This window comes from Pollutimonas sp. M17, from assembly GCF_025836975.1.
Classification (GTDB): domain Bacteria; phylum Pseudomonadota; class Gammaproteobacteria; order Burkholderiales; family Burkholderiaceae_B.
This window is the reverse complement of record NZ_CP107548.1, coordinates 1015629-1032345: the sequence shown is the minus strand read 5'-3', so window position 1 is coordinate 1032345 and position 16717 is coordinate 1015629. Positions and strand designations below refer to the sequence as shown.

The 16717-nt window shown below is 63.5% G+C and carries 20 protein-coding genes; 9 read left to right on the top strand and 11 right to left on the bottom strand.

From position 1 onward, the window contains the following. Nucleotides 1-96 precede the first annotated feature (96 nt). Genes OEG81_RS04965 through OEG81_RS04955 form a run of 3 tightly spaced genes read right to left on the bottom strand, consistent with a single transcriptional unit; the run spans nt 97 to nt 3354 of the window. Complete coding sequence (locus OEG81_RS04965) at nt 97-969, bottom strand: undecaprenyl-diphosphate phosphatase (RefSeq protein WP_264131611.1); 873 nt, start codon at nt 967-969, stop codon at nt 97-99. Beyond that, nucleotides 966-2537: a TerC family protein gene (locus OEG81_RS04960; RefSeq protein ID WP_264131610.1), complete on the bottom strand. Its 1572-nt coding sequence runs from the start codon at nt 2535-2537 to the stop codon at nt 966-968. The genes OEG81_RS04965 and OEG81_RS04960 overlap by 4 nt, the downstream gene beginning before the upstream one ends. A 25-nt stretch (nt 2538-2562) precedes the next feature. Then, complete coding sequence (locus OEG81_RS04955; RefSeq protein WP_264131609.1) at nt 2563-3354, bottom strand: inositol monophosphatase family protein; 792 nt, start codon at nt 3352-3354, stop codon at nt 2563-2565. A 206-nt stretch (nt 3355-3560) separates the two neighbouring features. On the opposite strand from OEG81_RS04955, the gene OEG81_RS04950 reads away from it, so the two are divergent. Then, entirely contained in the window at nt 3561-4304 is a 744-nt protein-coding gene (locus OEG81_RS04950) for an RNA methyltransferase (RefSeq protein WP_264132473.1), read from the top strand. Nucleotides 4305-4308: 4 nt separating this feature from the next. Here OEG81_RS04950 and OEG81_RS04945 read toward each other — a convergent pair whose 3' ends face one another. The 3 genes from OEG81_RS04945 to OEG81_RS04935 all read right to left on the bottom strand — a co-directional run bounded on the left by OEG81_RS04945 (nt 4309) and on the right by OEG81_RS04935 (nt 6639). Next, nucleotides 4309-4947 carry a 3-oxoacid CoA-transferase subunit B gene (locus OEG81_RS04945; protein WP_317135364.1) on the bottom strand — a complete coding sequence of 213 codons (639 nt, stop codon included), beginning with the start codon at nt 4945-4947 and terminating at the stop codon, nt 4309-4311. Continuing rightward, nucleotides 4944-5615: a 3-oxoacid CoA-transferase subunit A gene (locus tag OEG81_RS04940; protein ID WP_264131608.1), complete on the bottom strand. Its 672-nt coding sequence runs from the start codon at nt 5613-5615 to the stop codon at nt 4944-4946. The genes OEG81_RS04945 and OEG81_RS04940 overlap by 4 nt, the downstream gene beginning before the upstream one ends. Before the next feature lie 82 nt (nt 5616-5697). Beyond that, nucleotides 5698-6639, bottom strand: coding sequence for a Bug family tripartite tricarboxylate transporter substrate binding protein (locus OEG81_RS04935; protein ID WP_264132471.1), 942 nt, complete (start codon nt 6637-6639; stop codon nt 5698-5700). A gap of 149 nt (nt 6640-6788) precedes the next feature. Between OEG81_RS04935 and OEG81_RS04930 the strand changes: the two genes are divergently transcribed. Continuing rightward, entirely contained in the window at nt 6789-7556 is a 768-nt protein-coding gene (locus OEG81_RS04930; protein WP_264131607.1) for an IclR family transcriptional regulator, read from the top strand. Between the two features lie 66 nt (nt 7557-7622). On the opposite strand, the gene OEG81_RS04925 is transcribed toward OEG81_RS04930, so the two are convergent. The 3 genes from OEG81_RS04925 to OEG81_RS04915 all read right to left on the bottom strand — a co-directional run bounded on the left by OEG81_RS04925 (nt 7623) and on the right by OEG81_RS04915 (nt 9094). After that, a complete protein-coding gene (locus OEG81_RS04925) occupies nt 7623-8459 on the bottom strand; it encodes a mechanosensitive ion channel family protein (protein ID WP_264131606.1) in 837 nt (278 codons plus the stop codon). A gap of 237 nt (nt 8460-8696) precedes the next feature. Beyond that, a complete protein-coding gene (locus tag OEG81_RS04920) occupies nt 8697-8843 on the bottom strand; it encodes a lmo0937 family membrane protein (protein WP_264131605.1) in 147 nt (48 codons plus the stop codon). 35 nt (nt 8844-8878) lie between these two features. After that, nucleotides 8879-9094 carry a glycine zipper 2TM domain-containing protein gene (locus tag OEG81_RS04915; protein ID WP_264131604.1) on the bottom strand — a complete coding sequence of 72 codons (216 nt, stop codon included), beginning with the start codon at nt 9092-9094 and terminating at the stop codon, nt 8879-8881. 152 nt (nt 9095-9246) lie between these two features. Between OEG81_RS04915 and OEG81_RS04910 the strand changes: the two genes are divergently transcribed. The 6 genes from OEG81_RS04910 (at nt 9247) to OEG81_RS04885 (ending at nt 13807) form a co-directional block, all read left to right on the top strand. Beyond that, nucleotides 9247-9720 carry a PRC-barrel domain-containing protein gene (locus OEG81_RS04910; RefSeq protein WP_264131603.1) on the top strand — a complete coding sequence of 158 codons (474 nt, stop codon included), beginning with the start codon at nt 9247-9249 and terminating at the stop codon, nt 9718-9720. Between the two features lie 73 nt (nt 9721-9793). After that, complete coding sequence (locus OEG81_RS04905) at nt 9794-10099, top strand: hypothetical protein (protein ID WP_264131602.1); 306 nt, start codon at nt 9794-9796, stop codon at nt 10097-10099. Next, nucleotides 10100-11230 (top strand): DUF3182 family protein, encoded by a 1131-nt coding sequence (locus OEG81_RS04900; RefSeq protein WP_264131601.1) that lies wholly within the window; start codon nt 10100-10102, stop codon nt 11228-11230. Further along, entirely contained in the window at nt 11220-11978 is a 759-nt protein-coding gene (locus OEG81_RS04895; RefSeq protein ID WP_264131600.1) for an alpha/beta hydrolase family protein, read from the top strand. Before OEG81_RS04900 ends, OEG81_RS04895 begins: the two co-directional genes overlap by 11 nt. A gap of 99 nt (nt 11979-12077) precedes the next feature. After that, on the top strand, nt 12078-13064 hold the full coding sequence (locus OEG81_RS04890; RefSeq protein ID WP_264131599.1) for an LLM class flavin-dependent oxidoreductase: 987 nt from the start codon (nt 12078-12080) through the stop codon (nt 13062-13064). After that, nucleotides 13061-13807, top strand: coding sequence for a YggS family pyridoxal phosphate-dependent enzyme (locus OEG81_RS04885; RefSeq protein ID WP_264131598.1), 747 nt, complete (start codon nt 13061-13063; stop codon nt 13805-13807). Before OEG81_RS04890 ends, OEG81_RS04885 begins: the two co-directional genes overlap by 4 nt. 54 nt (nt 13808-13861) lie before the next feature. Here OEG81_RS04885 and OEG81_RS04880 read toward each other — a convergent pair whose 3' ends face one another. Continuing rightward, entirely contained in the window at nt 13862-15157 is a 1296-nt protein-coding gene (locus OEG81_RS04880) for a PQQ-dependent sugar dehydrogenase (RefSeq protein ID WP_264131597.1), read from the bottom strand. Next, complete coding sequence (locus OEG81_RS04875) at nt 15154-15582, bottom strand: DUF2231 domain-containing protein (protein ID WP_264131596.1); 429 nt, start codon at nt 15580-15582, stop codon at nt 15154-15156. The genes OEG81_RS04880 and OEG81_RS04875 overlap by 4 nt, the downstream gene beginning before the upstream one ends. A 383-nt stretch (nt 15583-15965) precedes the next feature. Between OEG81_RS04875 and OEG81_RS04870 the strand changes: the two genes are divergently transcribed. Continuing rightward, on the top strand, nt 15966-16535 hold the full coding sequence (locus OEG81_RS04870; protein ID WP_264131595.1) for a disulfide bond formation protein B: 570 nt from the start codon (nt 15966-15968) through the stop codon (nt 16533-16535). Nucleotides 16536-16717: the final 182 nt, after the last annotated feature.

The following is a 16717-nucleotide window of genomic DNA, read 5'->3' as shown; positions in this document are numbered from 1 at the left end:
AGTAACAAATTCCAGCGGCAAATTATATCGTCATGCGAGCTTGCGGCAAATGCTTATATCATCAGCCGTACAAGCCGTCATGAGCACCGCAGCCGGTCAGCGCGCCAGCAGCCAGATCAGCACCACCGCCCCCAGGGCGATGCGGTACCAGGCAAAGGGCCGGTAGGTGCGCCGCGAAACAAAGCGCAGCACGGCCCGCACCACCACCAGGGCGCTGACGAACGCGGCCACGAAGCCCACGGCGATGGCCGTCAATTGCGTGTCGTCCAGCGCGCCGCTGTTGCGGTACAGGTCGTAGACCGTGGCCGCCAGCATGGTGGGCATGGCCAGGAAGAATGAAAACTCGGTGGCGGTCTTGCGCTGGATGCCCGCCATCATGCCGCTGATGATCGTGGCCCCCGAACGCGATGTCCCGGGCACCATGGCCAGACATTGGGCAAATCCCACCACCAGCGCCTGCTTCCAGCTGATCTCCTCCAGCGCGTGGGCGGTGGCCCGCTGCGAGGACATGCTGTCGCCGGGTCCGGGCGCCTGCGCTGGGTCGGCGTGCTTGGCATACTGGGGCTTGCGTTCCACCCACAGCATGATCAGTCCGCCCACCACCAGGGTGAACACGAATACCGCCGGGCTATGGAACAACGCCTTGATCTGCTTGATCATGATCGCGCCTATGACCGCCGCGGGCAGGAAGGCAATGAGCAGATTGCGCAGGAACAGGACTTCGCTGCGTTCTCCGGCCAGCGTCCCGCGTATCAACTGCCACAGGCGCGCCCGGAATATCCACATGACCGCCAGGATGGAGCCGAACTGGATGACGACTTCGAATACCTTGTCGTTGCCGGATGAAAAATCGATCCAGTCGCCTATCAGCAGCAGATGGGCCGTGCTGGACACGGGGATGAATTCGGTGAAACCTTCGATCAGGCCAAGAAACAGGGCCTTGAGCATGAACCACAAGCTATCAGTCATATCTTCTCATTGTCGATGTCGTCGGCCTGATGATACAGCCGCTCGACCTGCACCGTCGCAATGCGGCGCCCGTCCAGGCGGAGCACCGTAAACCGGAAGGTGGCGTGCTCCTGTTGAAGTTCGCAGCTATCGCCGGGGCGCGGCAGATGGCCGAAGCGCTCCAGCAGATAGCCGGCCAGCGTCGAATACCCTTCTTCCTCGTCGACCAGTCCATCGGTGTTGAGCAGCAGTTCCAGGTGGTGCAGGTCGGCCGCCCCGTCCGCGCGCCAGCGATTCTCGCCGTCGGCCGCGATATCCGGCGTTTCGTCCTCGTCCGGGAACTCGCCCGCAATGGCCTCGAACACGTCGATGGGCGTCACCACGCCCTCTATGGCGCCGAACTCGTCGGTTACCAGCACCAGCTGGCCGCGCGAACGCTTGAGCGTATCCATCAGGCGCAGCACGCCTATCGATTCATGCACGATGATGGGGTCGCGCAGGCGCGACAGGCGCACGGCGCCATGCGTGATCAGGTCCGCGATCATCTCCTTGGCCCGTCCTATGCCGATCACCTCGTCCAGCGAGCCCCGGCAAACGGGGAAGAAACTGTGCGGCGCCTTGGCGATCTGTTCGCGCAGCGCATCGGCATCGTCGTCCAGGTCGATCCAGGAAATATCGTTGCGCGGCGTCATGATCGAATGGATGCTGCGGTCGGCCAGCGTCAGCACGCCGCTGACCATGTAGCGCTCCTCGTCGCCGAACACCTGCGCCGGCGCCTCGATCTCGGTTTCCTTCTCGGGCCCCGCCATGGGCCGCTTGCCCAGCATGCGCAGCACGCCCTCGGCGGTCCGTTCGCGCAAGGGGCGGCGTGAATCGAGCTTGCGCATATTGCGGCGCGCAAGCTGGTTGAGGACTTCGATCAGGACCGAAAACGTGATGGCGGCATACAGGTAGCCCTTGGGCACCGCAAAGCCGAAACCTTCGGCCAGCAGGGAAAAGCCGATGGTCAGCAAAAAGCCCAGGCACAGGATGACGACGGTGGGGTGCGCGTTCACGAAGCGGGTCAACGGCTTGGAGGCCACCAGCATCAGGCCGATGGCGATCGCCACCGCCATCATCATGATCTCCAGGTGATCGACCATCCCCACCGCGGTGATGACCGCGTCGATCGAGAATACGGCGTCAAGAATGACGATCTGAGTGACGATGACCCAGAAGCTGGCATGCATGCGGGAACCGGAAGCATGCGCGCTGCGGCCTTCCACCCGTTCGTGCAGTTCCAGCGTCCCTTTGAACAGCAGGAAGAAGCCGCCCACGATGAGGATGAGGTCGCGCCCGGAGAACTCCAGCGGGCCCACCGAGAACAAGGGCGCGGTCAGCTTGATCATCCAGGACATGACCGACAGCAGGACCAGGCGCATCAGCAAGGCCAGCGACAAGCCCAGCACGCGTGCGCGATCGCGCAGCGCCGGCGGCAGCTTCTCGACCAGGATGGCGATGAAGATCAGATTGTCTATGCCCAGGACAATCTCGAGAATGACGAGGGTTAGCAGGCCGACCCATGCGGAAGGGTCCAGCATCCACTCCATCAGGCGGCTCCGTTATGGACGATGGTCAATCCTGCAGGTAAGCAAGCATTTGCGGGAATATCTTCGGCGTTGCAGCCAGCACGCTGCCGGTTTTCATCCAGCCCTGCTCGCCGTCGAAATCGGCGATCAGGCCGCCGGCTTCGAGTATGAGCAGACCGCCCGCGGCCACGTCCCAGGGCTTCAGGTTCAGGCCGCAGAAACCGTCCAGGCGGCCCGCCGCCACATAGGCCAGGTCGAGCACGGTGGAGCCCAGGCGCCGCGCCGCGGCGCATTCGGAAAGCAGGCCGCCAAAGCGCGTGCCCGACACAGGGGCGGACGCGGAGCCCGGCACGTGCGCGCCCAGCAAGGCATCGTGATAGCGCGTCTGGCCCGACACCCGCACGCGCCGGTCGTTCAGGAACGCGCCGCCGCCGCGGCTGGCGGTAAACAGTTCATTGCGGGCGGGGTCGTAAACCACGGCCTGCGTCAGCTGGCCGCGCTGCGCCAGCGCGATCGAAATGGCGTAAATGGGCAGGCCATGAATGAAATTGGTGGTGCCGTCCAGGGGATCGATGATCCACTGGAACTCGGCCTGCTCGTCGCCTGACTGTCCGGCCGCCGGATGCGCGCCCGATTCCTCGCCCAGGAAGCCGTGGTCCGGATAGGCGGTGCGCAGCACATCGATAATGGCCTCTTCAGCGGCGTGATCCACTTCCGTGACATAATCTTTAGGCCCTTTGCGTGCCACTTGCAGGCGTTCCAGGTCGAGGCTGGCACGATTGATGATGGTGCCAGCACGGCGTGCCGCCTTGATGGCGGTATTAAGCATCGGGTGCATAAAATTCCGTAATTGAACAAAAACTGTTGAAGCCCGGCCTCGCCTGGCCCCGGCCACGTGCGCAAGGGGCGCGGGCCGGCATCAACACAATAAACCATGTATTTTAAATGACTCAGACGCATTCCCACGAAACGCAGGCGTTTTCCTCAGAAACACGGGGCTCTTCCGAAGGCGCGGCGGGGGCATTTTCCCGCGTCCGGTTCATTATGGTCCACCCCAGCCATCCGGGAAACGTAGGCGCGGCGGCCCGCGCCATCAAGACCATGGGTTTCCACGACCTGTGCCTGGTCGCGCCGCGCTTTCCCGACGTCCTGGATCTGCCCGAAGCGCAATCGCTGGCCAGCGGCGCCACCGACGTCCTGGCGGCCGTCAGCATCGTCCCCACGCTTGCGCAAGCCCTGGCGCCGACGACGCTGGCGTTCGCATTGACCGCCCGCGCCCGTGTGCTGGGCCCGCCGCCCTGCGATATCCGCCAGGCCGCCCTAGCCACCCGCGATCACCTGCAAGAGGCGGCGGGGCTGGTCGCCGTCGTGCTGGGCACGGAGCGGTCGGGGCTTACCAACGACGATATCGCCCTGTGCCAGCGCGTCTGCCATATTCCGGCCAACCCCGAATACAGTTCGTTGAACGTGGCCCAGGCCCTACAGCTGGCCGCCTGGGAATTGCGCTATGCGCTGGCCGGAGCGGCCGGCCTGCCGCTGCTGCCCACCACCGACGGCCAGCACGAAGCGGGCGCCCTGCCGGCGCCCAACGAGAAAGTGCAGGCCTTCATGGCCCATTGGGAGCAGGCGGTGACCGAAGTGGGGTTTCTGGATCCCCTGCATCCCAAGAAGCTCATGCCGCGCATGCGCCACATGTTCGGGCGCAACGGCCTGAGCCACGATGAAGTCGACATGATGCGCGGCCTGTGCACCGCCATGATCAAGACGGCGGCCAAGGCCAGGCGCTAAGCCCTCAGGCCGCCACGACAGGCAGGCCGGCCAGGCGCGAAAGCTCGGCCCGCCCCAAGCCAGAGGCATCGTCGACCAGGATCACCTTGCCGTCCTTCAGGTCGAACACCGCCAGGTCGGTATAGACCCGCGTGACGCAGCCCACGCCGGTCAGCGGATAGGTGCAGCGCTCCACCAGCTTGCTTTGCCCTTCGCGCGTCAGCAGCTCCATCAATACATAGACGGACTTGGCGCCTATGGCCAGGTCCATGGCGCCGCCCACCGCGGGTATGGCATCGGGCGCGCCGGTATGCCAATTGGCCAGGTCGCCGAAACGCGAGACCTGGAAGGCGCCCAGCACGCAGATGTCCAGATGGCCGCCGCGCATCATGCCAAAGGAATCGGCATGATGGAAATAGGCGCCGCCCGGCAGCAGTGTGACCGGCTGCTTGCCCGCGTTGATGAGATCGGGATCTTCGGCGCCCGGCTCGGGCGCGGGCCCCATGCCGATGACGCCGTTCTCGCTATGCAGCATGATTTCGCGGTCGGCGGGCAGATAGTTGGCGACCTTGGTCGGCAGGCCGATGCCCAGATTCACCACGCTGCCTTCGGGGATGTCCTGCGCAACGCGCGCCGCCATTTGTTCACGGTTCAGTCGATTCATTCCGATGCTCCCAGGGCAACCACGCGCTGCACGAAAAGGCCGGGGGTGACGATGGCCTCGGGGTCGAGCATCCCCAGCTCCACCACCTCGTCCACCTGGACCACGGCGATGCGGGACGCGGTGGCCATGATGGGTCCGAAGTTGCGCGCGGTCTTGCGGTAAACCAGATTGCCCCAGCGATCCGCACGCAGGGCCTTGATGAGGGCGTAATCGGCGTGCAGTGGATATTCAAGGATGTAGTCGCGCCCGTTTATCGCGCGCTGTTCTTTGCCTTCGGCCAGGGGCGTGCCCGCGCCCGTGGGTGTGTAGAAGCCGCCGATGCCCGCGCCCGCCGCGCGGATGCGTTCGGCCAGATTGCCTTGCGGCACGAGTTCCAGTTCGATCTTCCCGGCGCGATACAGGGCGTCGAACACATGGGAATCGGACTGGCGCGGAAACGAACACACGATCTTCCTGACCCGCCCCGCCGCCAACAGGGCGGCCAGGCCGGTATCTCCGTTGCCCGCATTGTTGTTGACAATGACGAGATCCCTCGCCCCCTGGTCCAGCAGGGCGTCGATCAGTTCCCGGGGCTGACCCGCAAGGCCGAAGCCTCCGACCATGATGGAGGCCCCATCGGGAACGTCGGCCAGAGCCTGGCGGGCGCTATCGAAAATCTTGGAGATCATGCCTTTTCCTGCTTGTGAGTACGATCATGAAAGCCAGATGGCCGGCTTTAAGCGGCCGGCCATCGTGGATTGCGCGCCCGGCTTAGTCGACGGTGGCGCCCGAAGCCTTGACCACCTTGGCCCAGCTTTCGACTTCGGATTTGATGAAATCGCCGAATTCAGCAGGCGAGGTCTTGGCCGGCACCGCACCCAGATCGGCCAGGCGCTTCTGCACGTCGGGCTTGGCCAGGGCAGCCAGTATGACGGTGTTGAGTTTCTTGACCACGTCGTCAGGCGTGCCCTTGGGCGCGATCACGCCGAACCAGGAGGACACGTCGAAATTCGGGTAGCCCGATTCTTTCATCGTGGGCAGGTCGGGCGCGGTCTGCGAGCGATCGGCCGTCGTCACCGCCAGCGCGCGCAGCTTGCCCGCTTCCACATGAGGCCATGCCGAAGGCATATTGTCGAACATGTATTGCACCTGTCCGCCGATGAGGTCGGTCATGGCCGGCGAACTGCCTTTGTAGGGAATGTGCGTGACATCGATATCGGCCACTTGCTTGAACAGCTCGCCCGCCATGTGGATGGACGTGCCGCTGCCCGAAGATGCGAAATTGAGCTTGCCTGGGTTGGCCTTGGCATAGTCGACCAGCTCCTTCACGGTCTTGACCGGCACCTGCGGGTTCACCACCAGTACATTGGGCACGCGAACGGCCAGGGCGACCGGCGCGAAGTCCTTGACCAGGTCGAAGCGCAGGTTCTTGTACAGCGTCTGGTTGATGGCGCTGGTGACGGCGACCATGTAAAGGGTGTAGCCATCGGGATCGGCGCGCGACACCATTTCCGTTGCAATGTTGCTGCCCGCGCCCGGGCGGTTCTCGATGACCACGGGCTGGCCCAGCGCATCGCCGATTTCCTTGCCTATGATGCGCGCGACCACATCCGTGGTGCCGCCCGCCGAGAATCCCACGACCATGCGGATGGCGTGATCGGGATAGGCCGCCGACGCGGCGCTCGAGAAGCCCAGGGAGCCCGCAATCAGCATGCTTGCGGCCAGCGCCTTGGCGCCTGCTAGTTTGGTATGAATTGGCACGTAGTGTCCTCCTTATCAAGTGTCCGTCTTATGGACAGTTCTATAATTGCATTTGAATTCTCGACCATATTTTGATTTTTTTAAACACACACGTACACACTGTGGACACTTCCGATACCGACACGGCCGGCTCCGGGCCCCGTACGCTGCGGCGCGGGCTGCAAATCCTGCGCACCCTCCAGGAAAACCCCGAGTCCGGCCTGAACGTCAGCAGCCTGGCCCGTATCACGGGACTGCAACGGCCCACGGTCTACCGCTTGCTCGCGGCGCTGGTCGAGGCGGGCTTCGTCAAGAACCTGTCCGGCACCAAGCGTTTCATTGCCAGCCAGCACGCCGCCGCCACCGCCATCGAACAGGATCCACGCATCGAACTGGCCTTCCCCGTCATGCAGAAACTGGCCGCCCTGACGGGCGACGCCGTTTTCCTGGTGGTCAGGGATGGGTATGAATCCGTAAGCCTGTGGCGGGAGATCGGCCCCTACCCGGTGCAGATCCTGGCGACCTTTGCCGGAAAGCGCCAGCCGCTGGGCGTGGGATCGGGGGGCATGGCCTTGCTGGCCAAGCTGGATGACCAGACCGTCGAAGACATCATCGCCCACAACAGCAACCAGCTGGAGCAATACGGCGGCATGACCGCGCGTGAAATGCGGCAGCTGGTCCAGAATACGCGCACACGCGGCTACTCGGTGGTGGGCAACTACGCGGTGCGCGGAGCGCTGGGTGTCGGCTGCGCCTTGTGCGACGCCAAGGGCCAGCCCTACCTGGCCATCAGCGTCACTGCCATCACCGAACGCATGCCGGCCACGCGCCAGAAGGAAATCGCCGGCCTGATACAAGAGGGCCTGAAGACCATCGCCGGCAAGATCTGAAGGCCGTAATCCCGATGTGCCGGTCCGCCGGGCTTGCGCCACTCACGTGGAAACATCGGCAACCCTCTAGCGGGTGGCCGCCTGGACCGGATTGGCATGGACTTCGCTGACGGGAATGGGCACTTTCAAGCCGGCCCTGGACAACACCTGCAAGGCATTGCGATACAGGTCGAAGCGCAGGTCCCAGTAGTTCGCGGAAGGCGTCCATACCCGTATGGTCACGATGGTCGTACTTTCCCGGTAGCCGGTCACCAGCACCTGCGGCGCGGGTTCGGCCAGCACGTGCTGGTGCGACTCGACCAACTGGGCCAGTTCGCGCAGTGCAAGCTCGAGGTCGTCGCCATAGCGCACCGCCACTTCCACATCGAGCCGGCGTGTGGCGTTGCGGCTGTAATTGATGATGGTGCTGCCCCATACCAGGCTGTTGGGCAAGGTCAGGTGTATGCCGTCGGCCTGGATCAGATGGGTCAGGAACAGCCCCACCTCGGCAACCGTGCCATCGCCTTTTCCCACTACCGAAATCGCCTCGCCCGCCCGCAAGGGACGCAGCGCCAGCAGCATGATGCCGGCGGCGATATTCTGCAACGTGCCTTGCAGGGCAAGGCCGACGGCTAGGCCCGCCGCGCCCAGCATGGCGATGATGCTGGCGGTTTGAACGCCAAAGCGCGCCAGCACGGCAATGATCACGAATATGCGTATGGCCCAGACCGTCACGGTATAGACCATGGGAACGATGGTGGGATCGACCCTGGGCGACCTGGCAGCCAGCTTTCTGACGCTGCGGCCCGCCAGGGTCGAGGCTGACCACCCGACGACAAGCAGGATCAAGGTGACAGCCAGGTTCAGGGCAAGGTACTCCATGGCCGGCATGAGCGCCGATATTTCCTTGAGTTTTTCCAGCATGGCCGAATCCGCGAGGCGTGACGATAAGTCGAATGATACCCGCGTTTCCGCAGCGCCATGAAGCACTGGAAGTTATCCACGCCAGCTGTGGACAAAACCAGGGAAAAGTACTTGATTACCCAAATTTAACGATAAGAATCAAACGCTTGAACAACAAGCGCGAAAATCATCCATCCGCCCCGTGCTTCGGCGGACGAATGGATGACGGACGTCCCGCTCGGTGTGGGACGGCGACGGTCAGGGCGAGCGCCCGCTGATCAGGCGCACCAGCACCATGACGATCGCAACGACGATCAGTATGTGGATAAAGCCGCCTATGGTGTAGGACGTCACCAATCCAAGCAGCCACAAAATAATCAGGATTACTGCAATCGTATAAAGCATATTGGCCCTCTCTTCGTCACGCGGACGTGTTTGTATTATTTACTTGCTTCATGGCCGACGACGCCGCCGACCGCTGCGCCGCCCAGGGTGCCCAAGGTGCTTCCCCCGGTCAGGACGGCTCCCCCCACTGCTCCGACACCCGCGCCTATCGCCGTATTCTTGCCTTGCCGTGACATCCCGCCGCATCCGGCCAGACCCGCCACTATCGCCAAGGTCACCGCACCCACCGCGAATCGTTTCATCGTTCTCATGGAATCGCTCCTTATAAATTGAACCGGCAACGGACTTCCCTGTTGCTTGGCTTCGGACAAGCAAGCGCCGTGCCCATGTGCCTGGGGCCGTACGGGGCACGGCACTTGCTGAATGCGGAACGACCCTGTCGGTCTTCAATCAGGAGAAACTTATGAAAAAATCCATCGCCATCGCCGCATGCTCGCTGCCCCTGGTATTTTCGACAGCCCTTTATGCGCAAACGCCTCCTCCCCAGGGCGGCGACGCTCCGGCGCCGGGCGCCCCCGGTACCCCCGCCCCAGCGCCCACGACGCCTCCCGCCGCACCGTCCGGCGGCGCGGCCGACACGTCGGCCAGCGCGGACATGACCGAAGCCATTACCGGCTGGAGCGTCAAGGACAAGATCATGGGTAATGCGGTCTACAACGAGAAAGACGAAAAGATCGGCGACATCAACGACGTGGTATTGGCCAGCGACGGGAAGGCGGCCTATTTCATCGTCGGCGCTGGCGGATTCCTGGGAATGGGGGAACGCAGCGTGGCCATACCGTTCGATGAAATCCAGCAGACCGGCGACAAGCTGGTGCTGCCCGGCTACACCAAGGACCAGTTGAAAGCCTTGCCGAAGGTCGAGGTCGCCAAATAAAGCGGGCGACGGGGCCGGCAAGCACGCCTGAGCCCCGTCGGCTCACCTTCAGAGCAACACAAGGAGCACTGCGATGAACAACTCCGGCACGACCAAAAACGGCGAAGAACCGCCGACACCCTTCCCGACCTCGCAGGACAATCCCGCGGGCCATGAAGAAGCCCTGGACAGTGGACTGGAAGAAACATTTCCCGCCAGCGATCCTGTTTCCATCACCACCAAGAAGCCCGACACCGACGCGCCGGATGCCACAGGCGCGGAGCCCAGGAAGGCAGCCGGCCAGAAAGAAGAGAATCTGGACGAAGGACTGGAAGAAACTTTTCCCGCCAGCGACCCTGTTTCCATCACCACCAAAAAGCCCGAAGATCCCGCATCCTGAATGACTATGCTTGCGGGCATGACCCGTCCTCCGGCCCCAGGAACCGTACTGATTTATGCGGCGCGCAAGGCGGAGCCCGAACATGAACGGGTGGTGCACTTCGAGCTGGGCAAACGCATAGCCGGCATACTGGGCGCCCCGTTCGGCGGCGCCTACCGCGAGGGCGTCGAGTACAAGCACCCCGTCTATCTCATCCCGACCGATACACTCATCGGGACGGAACTGGCGCGCCGCCTGGGCGTGAACCGCGAGGAGGACCTGTTCGGCGGGGTCGCTCCCCAGACCTTCGTTCCGACCAAGGCGATCACGCATGGGCTGCTCGGCCCGGACGCCTTCGCTCCCGAAGGCTGGTCGCATGAATTCAGCCGGCTCGTCCATGAAAGCGTCCTGGAAGGCATCACGGTCTTTTCCATCGGAGACGCCCAAAGGGCGGGCATTCGGCTGCTGCGCAAAGGTCCCGTGCGAATCAAGCCGGTGCTGGCGACCGCCGGACGCGGCCAGACGCTGATATCCACCCTGGACGAATTGACGGCGCTGTTCGAGCAAATGGACAACCGCCGCATCGCGGAGTGCGGACTGGTGCTGGAAGAGAATCTGGACGAGGTCGAAACCTTCAGCGTCGGCCAGGTGCGCATCGCCGGACTGACGGCCAGCTATGTCGGCACCCAATGCCTGACGCAGGACAATGTGGGCGAAATGGTATACGGAGGATCGGAGCTGACCGTGGTCCGCGGCGGCTTCGACCAGTTGCTGGAACTCGAACTGAGCCGCCCATGGCGGCTGGCCATCTCCAAGGCCCGCGTGTATGACGAAGCCGCCGCGGCCTGCTATCCCGGCCTGCTGGCATCGCGCCGGAACTATGACATCGCCAGCGGGATCGGCTGGGGCAAGGCCCCCCGCTGCGGGGTGCTGGAGCAGTCCTGGAGGATAGGCGGAGCCAGCGGAGCCGAAATCGCGGCGCTCGAGGCCTTCCACGGCGACGGCAGGCTGAACGCCGTCCACGCGCAGACCATCGAACTGTTCGGCTCAAGCCCGCGGCCGCCATCCGGCGCCAAGGAGATATACCGTGGCATCGATCCCCAGATCGGGCCGATCAGCAAATACATAAGGATAGCGCCTTATGGGAACTAGCAGCGAACCCATCGAGATCGTCATCAACGATGAGCACATCGCCGGCACCTTCCTGTCGCCGCAATCGAAAGTGCCGGGAATACTGTTCGTCCACGGCTGGGGCGGAAGCCAGGAGCGCGACCTGGATCGCGCCCGCGGCATCGCCGGCCTGGGTTGCGTCTGCCTGACCTTCGACCTGCGGGGCCATGAACGGGGATCGGAGCGGCAAAGGACCGTGACCCGCGAAGAGAACCTGCGGGACATCATCGCGGCCTACGACACGCTGGCGCAGCATCCGGTCATCGACACCAATGCGATCGCGGTGGTCGGCACCAGCTACGGCGCCTATCTGTCCGCCATCCTGACAACCAGGAGGCCGGTCAAGTGGCTGTCGCTGCGCGTGCCGTCGCTGTACCGCGACGCCGAATGGGACATACCCAAGCGCCAACTGAACCGGGAAGACCTTGCCGTATATCGGGGGGCCCCGGTCACACCGGAAGAAAACCGCGCGCTGGCCGCCTGCGCCGCCTTCACCGGCGATGTGCTGATCATCGAATCCGAACACGACCACCTGGTTCCCCATGCGACCATCATGAGCTACCGCGCGGCATTCCGTAATTCGCATTCGCTGACGCATCGGGTGGTCGACGGCGCCGACCATGCGCTCAGCGAGAAGACCAGCCAGCAGGCGTATACCTCCATCCTGGTCGGCTGGATCACCGAAATGGTGGTGGGTGCGCGGGTCGGGAACCGGCCGGGCATTTCATGAAAGCCGAGTTTCGCCTACACTGACCGCGGCGTCCACGGAGCGGGCCCGATTCCTTGTGCCTGCTCTTGGCTTTCCAAGAACCGCACTCATATCGCGCGCATGACTCCTTTTTCCATACTCGACCTGTCCCCCATCGCCGAAGGCGGCTCCGCCGCCGCGTCCTTCCGCCACACGCTGGACATCGCCCAGCACGGCGAACGCTGGGGCTACAGGCGCTACTGGATGGCCGAACATCACGGCATGCCCGGCATCGCCAGCGCCGCGACGGCCATCCTCATTTCCCATGTGGCGGCCGGCACATCCACGATACGCGTGGGTGCCGGAGGCATCATGCTTCCCAATCACTCCCCTCTGGTCATCGCCGAGCAGTTCGGCACGCTGGAGTCGCTGTATCCGGGACGCATCGATCTTGGCCTGGGCCGCGCGCCCGGTTCCGATCAGGCCACCGCGCGCGCCCTGCGGCGCAACCTGGCCTCGGATGCCGACGAATTTCCCCGCGACGTCCTCGAGCTGATGGACTATATGTCGGACGAACCCCGCCAGACCGTCCAGGCGGTCCCCGGCCGAGGGTTGAACGTGCCCATCTGGATACTGGGCTCCAGCCTGTTCGGCGCTCAGCTGGCTGCCGCGCTGGGCCTGCCTTATGCCTTCGCCTCGCACTTCGCGCCCCAGCAACTGATGCAGGCCATTCAGCTGTACCGCAACACCTTCCAGCCTTCCATCCACCTGGACAAGCCCTATGTCATGCTGGGATTCAACGTCTTCGCGGCGGACACCGACGACGAAGCGCAGTTCCTGGCGACGTCCTGGCAGCAATCCTTCGTCAACCTGCGCAGCGGCCGGCCCTCCCGGCTGCCTCCGCCCGTCCGCAACTACATGGAGCAGTTGGGCCCCGCCGCGCAGGATCTGCTGCAGCACGTCCTGTCGTGCTCGGCCATCGGCGCGCCCGACGCCGTTGCGCGCCAGCTCAAGGCCTTCATCGACAAGACCGGCGCGGACGAGCTCATGATCACCTCGAACATGTTCGACCACGCGGCGCGCCTGCGTTCCTACGAAATAACCGCCAGCCTGCGGGATGCGCTATGACTGAAGACAATTCCATTGCAGCGCGCCTGGCGCAGATACTGCGGCGCATTGACGAGGCCGCCGTGGGCGCCGGCCGGACACCGGGCTCCGTAGCCCTGCTGCCCGTCAGCAAAACCTTTGGCGAAGCCGCCATACGGGAAGCGGTGGCCGCGGGCGCGCGCCGCTTCGGCGAAAACAAGGCCCAGGAAATCCGCAGCAAGTACGAGCCCCTGGCGGACTGCGGCATAGACTGGGTCATGATAGGGCATCTGCAAACCAACAAGGCCAAGGATGTCGCCCGCATGGCAAGCGAAATCCAGTCGCTGGATCGCATGGAGCTGGCCATCGCACTGGACAAGCGCCTGCAACAGGAAGGCCGCGCCATCGACGCCCTCGTCCAGGTGAAGACATCCACGGAACCCAGCAAGTACGGCCTGCCGCCCGAGCAGTTGCCGGACTTCCTGCGCCGCCTGGCCCGCGAAACCCCCACGCTGCGGGTGCGCGGCCTGATGACTCTGGCCATCAACGCCCCCGACCAGGACGCCGTGCGCGCCTGTTTTCGCAGCCTGCGGCAGTTGCGCGACCGCATGCTGGACGAAGCCATCGACGGCATCGAACTGGCCCGGCTTTCCATGGGCATGAGCGGCGACTTCGAGACCGCCATCCAGGAAGGCTCCACCGAAGTGCGCATCGGCACCGCCATATTCGGGGGCCGCATCTACGGCGACGATCATTACTGGCCGGAGAAAAAAAGCGGCGCCTGAACATCAGGCGCCGGCATGTCGGCATGACAAGGCCGCAGGTGGCGCGTGGCGTAGCTATTGGCCTGCCGCCGGCGCGACGCGCCAGATGGTGTTGGACAGGTCGTCGGCAATGATGAGGGCGCCGCGCGGATCCACGGTCACACCCACCGGGCGGCCGCGAACCGTCCCGTCGCTGTCGCGAAAGCCCGAAACGAAATCAATCGGGGGGCCGACCGGGCGTCCGCCCTGGAATGGGACGAAGACCACCTTGTAGCCAACGGGATCCGACCGGTTCCAGCTGCCATGCTCGCCAACGAAGACGCCGTCGGCGAATTTCTCGCCCATCGCGGGGGCTGAAAAAGAAACGCCCAGCGCCGCCACGTGCGAGCCCAGGCTGTAATCGGGCTTGATCGCCGACGCAACCTTTTCCGGGTTCTGCGGCCGGACGCGGTCATCCACGTTCTGGCCCCAATAACTGTAAGGCCAGCCATAGAAGCCGCCCTCGCGCACCGCGGTCAGGTAATCGGGCACCAAATTCGGGCCGATCTCGTCGCGCTCGTTCACGACCGCCCAAAGCTGGCCCGTGCCGGGCTGGATGGCCAGCGCGGTGGGGTTGCGCAAACCGGTGGCGTAAGGCTTATGCATTCCGCTTTCGGCATCCACCTGCCAGACCATGGCCCGGTCGACCTCCGCCGTCATGCCGCGCTCGGTGATGTTGCTGTTCGAACCGATGCCCACGTACAGCGTCCGGCCGTCCGCGCTGGCGGCCAGCGCCTTGGTCCAGTGATGATTGATTTCGGACGGCAGGTCCGTGACCTTCTCCGGCGCCCCCTCGGCCTTGGTCTGCCCTTCCTGGTAATCGAACCGCAGCAGCGCGTCCTGGTTGGCCACATAGAGCTTGCCGTCGACGAAGGCAAGCCCGTAAGGCGCGTTCAGATTGTCGGCGAAAACCGTTGACAGCTCGTAGACGCCGTCGCCGTCCGCATCGCGCAGCAGGGTCAGCCGATTGCCGCCCTTCACCGGGCTGGTGCCCCGTGACTTGATCTTGCCGGCGATCACGTCCTTGGGCTTCAGGCTGGACGCGCTGCCGCCCCGGCCCTCGGCCACCAGGATGTCTCCGTTGGGCAGCACCAGGGTCTGGCGGGGGATCTTCAAGTCGGTGGCGATGGCGCTGATGGTGTAGCCGTCCGGCACCGTCGGCCGCTTGTCCCCCCATTCGGCGGGCTCGGCGATGACCATGTCGGGCAGCAGGCCGCGCTGCGGCTGCGGAAGCTCGGGCGCGGCCCCGTACTGGGCGGGTTCCGTATCGCCGCCGCAGGCGGTCAATAATGCCGAAAGCGTAAAGATTGCAAGCAGTCCCGTGTATTTCATTTCGCTCCTCCGATGCGTGGTGTGCAGAAGCCGAACCATGTTGCCGCGCAGGTAAGCAGAGCCACGATGACCGACAAGACCAGGCCGGCGGGCATGCTGGCCCATGCGTCCCTTGCATGCATCAAGGCATTCAGGAAGCCGAGCACCCAGGTGGCCAGCAATAACGCCGCATACAGCACGATGCCTCGCGCGCGGCGACGGGCGCGGCACAGGTCGACAATGGCGAAGATCAATGCGACACCGGCAAACACCAGGCCGCCGGCAATGAGCCAGGACGCGAAGTTGTTCCACTGGATTTGATAGGTGGAGGCGTAGGCGGCATCGCAAAGCGCCGCGCCAATGAAGAGGGGAAGGGTTCCAGCCAGCAGCAAGGCATGGAGTGGATAAATCGCTTCGGAATATCTGCGTTCGATGATGACGGCCATTACGACTTCCTCCTTGTGAATCAGGTGCTTACGGTGCTTATAACGGTCTGGCCGGGCAGCAAGCCGCGTGCCATGGGCGTGGCAGCGGTTCATCGATGGCTGGAATCCATACGCGCAGAGGAGTAAACATGCGGACGTGGAAGATGGATCGGGAGCGTTCTCCGTTATGATTTCGTTTAAATTGCTACGAAATCGTTCTGGAGAATACATATGTTTGCGGGAATATTTCCTATACTCGCCACATTGCTTGCCATGGCCGCTACGTTCAGCAGCCCGAAACGAGCGAGGGGAATCTGGGCGGTCGCGGCGGTCCTGGTCATCGCCTGGGCGTTTTATCACGGCAGCTACCATGCGCCCGAACTCCGCCAACTGGGAGCCTGGTGATGAAGGCCGGGCACCTTTATGCAAGACTGGGTACGTTCGACGCCACCGTTCTGACAGGCATCGGCATCATGCTGGCCGGCGCTTTCTTCTTCCAGCTGGCATTGGGCGAGCTGCCTTGCGCGCTTTGCTATTTGATCCGCATCTGCCTTCTGCTTTATTCCGTGGGGCTGCTGCTCAATCTGAACTTTGGCGCCAACCCCTGGAACTATTGCCTTTCGGCCGCAAGCGCCCTGATCGGATCGCTGATCAGCCTGCTGTTCATGTTCATCTCGGCGTATCCGGGCGCGCTGCCGACGGGCTCCGCGATATTCGGCCTGCACATGTACACATGGACATTCATTACGTTTACCGTCCTGATCTTTTATTGTGTTGGAAGTCTGGCCACGTGTGCGCTGGCAAGTCCCAAGTGGCCTGAACAGGACATCAAGCAGTCAAAAAGCAAACTTCAAAAGTTCGCTGCCGCGCTCGTAGTTGCGATGGCCGCCGCAAATTTGGCATCGGTGGCGCTTCAGCATGGGATGAATCCATTTGGAGGCTGGGGGCAGACTGAATATTTCCTGCTTAAATGAATAACAAAGGGGCTTGAAGCCCCAAACAAATCGCCTCCGGCCCGACGCTATACTGCAATCTTCCATGCCTGAGCGGCGGCACCGGCCATGCGCCGCAATTCGTGCCAAAGCCTCGTCAACAATGCCACAATGGACTGTGGCACAGCTTCGTTGAGGCGCGCTTTTTGCAGCCCACACATCAA

Bases quoted from the DNA above. Each gene is read 5' to 3' on its own strand.
- OEG81_RS04965 (WP_264131611.1), bottom strand. From the start codon at position 969: ATGACTGATAGCTTGTGGTTCATGCTCAAGGCCCTGTTTCTTGGCCTG.
- OEG81_RS04960 (WP_264131610.1), bottom strand. From the start codon at position 2,537: ATGGAGTGGATGCTGGACCCTTCCGCATGGGTCGGCCTGCTAACCCTC.
- OEG81_RS04955 (WP_264131609.1), bottom strand. From the start codon at position 3,354: ATGCACCCGATGCTTAATACCGCCATCAAGGCGGCACGCCGTGCTGGC.
- OEG81_RS04950 (WP_264132473.1), top strand. From the start codon at position 3,561: ATGGTCCACCCCAGCCATCCGGGAAACGTAGGCGCGGCGGCCCGCGCC.
- OEG81_RS04945 (WP_317135364.1), bottom strand. From the start codon at position 4,947: ATGAATCGACTGAACCGTGAACAAATGGCGGCGCGCGTTGCGCAGGAC.
- OEG81_RS04940 (WP_264131608.1), bottom strand. From the start codon at position 5,615: ATGATCTCCAAGATTTTCGATAGCGCCCGCCAGGCTCTGGCCGACGTT.
- OEG81_RS04935 (WP_264132471.1), bottom strand. From the start codon at position 6,639: ATGCTGATTGCGGGCTCCCTGGGCTTCTCGAGCGCCGCGTCGGCGGCC.
- OEG81_RS04925 (WP_264131606.1), bottom strand. From the start codon at position 8,459: ATGCTGGAAAAACTCAAGGAAATATCGGCGCTCATGCCGGCCATGGAG.
- OEG81_RS04920 (WP_264131605.1), bottom strand. From the start codon at position 8,843: ATGCTTTATACGATTGCAGTAATCCTGATTATTTTGTGGCTGCTTGGA.
- OEG81_RS04915 (WP_264131604.1), bottom strand. From the start codon at position 9,094: ATGAGAACGATGAAACGATTCGCGGTGGGTGCGGTGACCTTGGCGATA.
- OEG81_RS04910 (WP_264131603.1), top strand. From the start codon at position 9,247: ATGAAAAAATCCATCGCCATCGCCGCATGCTCGCTGCCCCTGGTATTT.
- OEG81_RS04905 (WP_264131602.1), top strand. From the start codon at position 9,794: ATGAACAACTCCGGCACGACCAAAAACGGCGAAGAACCGCCGACACCC.
- OEG81_RS04900 (WP_264131601.1), top strand. From the start codon at position 10,100: ATGACTATGCTTGCGGGCATGACCCGTCCTCCGGCCCCAGGAACCGTA.
- OEG81_RS04895 (WP_264131600.1), top strand. From the start codon at position 11,220: ATGGGAACTAGCAGCGAACCCATCGAGATCGTCATCAACGATGAGCAC.
- OEG81_RS04890 (WP_264131599.1), top strand. From the start codon at position 12,078: ATGACTCCTTTTTCCATACTCGACCTGTCCCCCATCGCCGAAGGCGGC.
- OEG81_RS04885 (WP_264131598.1), top strand. From the start codon at position 13,061: ATGACTGAAGACAATTCCATTGCAGCGCGCCTGGCGCAGATACTGCGG.
- OEG81_RS04880 (WP_264131597.1), bottom strand. From the start codon at position 15,157: ATGAAATACACGGGACTGCTTGCAATCTTTACGCTTTCGGCATTATTG.
- OEG81_RS04875 (WP_264131596.1), bottom strand. From the start codon at position 15,582: ATGGCCGTCATCATCGAACGCAGATATTCCGAAGCGATTTATCCACTC.
- OEG81_RS04870 (WP_264131595.1), top strand. From the start codon at position 15,966: ATGAAGGCCGGGCACCTTTATGCAAGACTGGGTACGTTCGACGCCACC.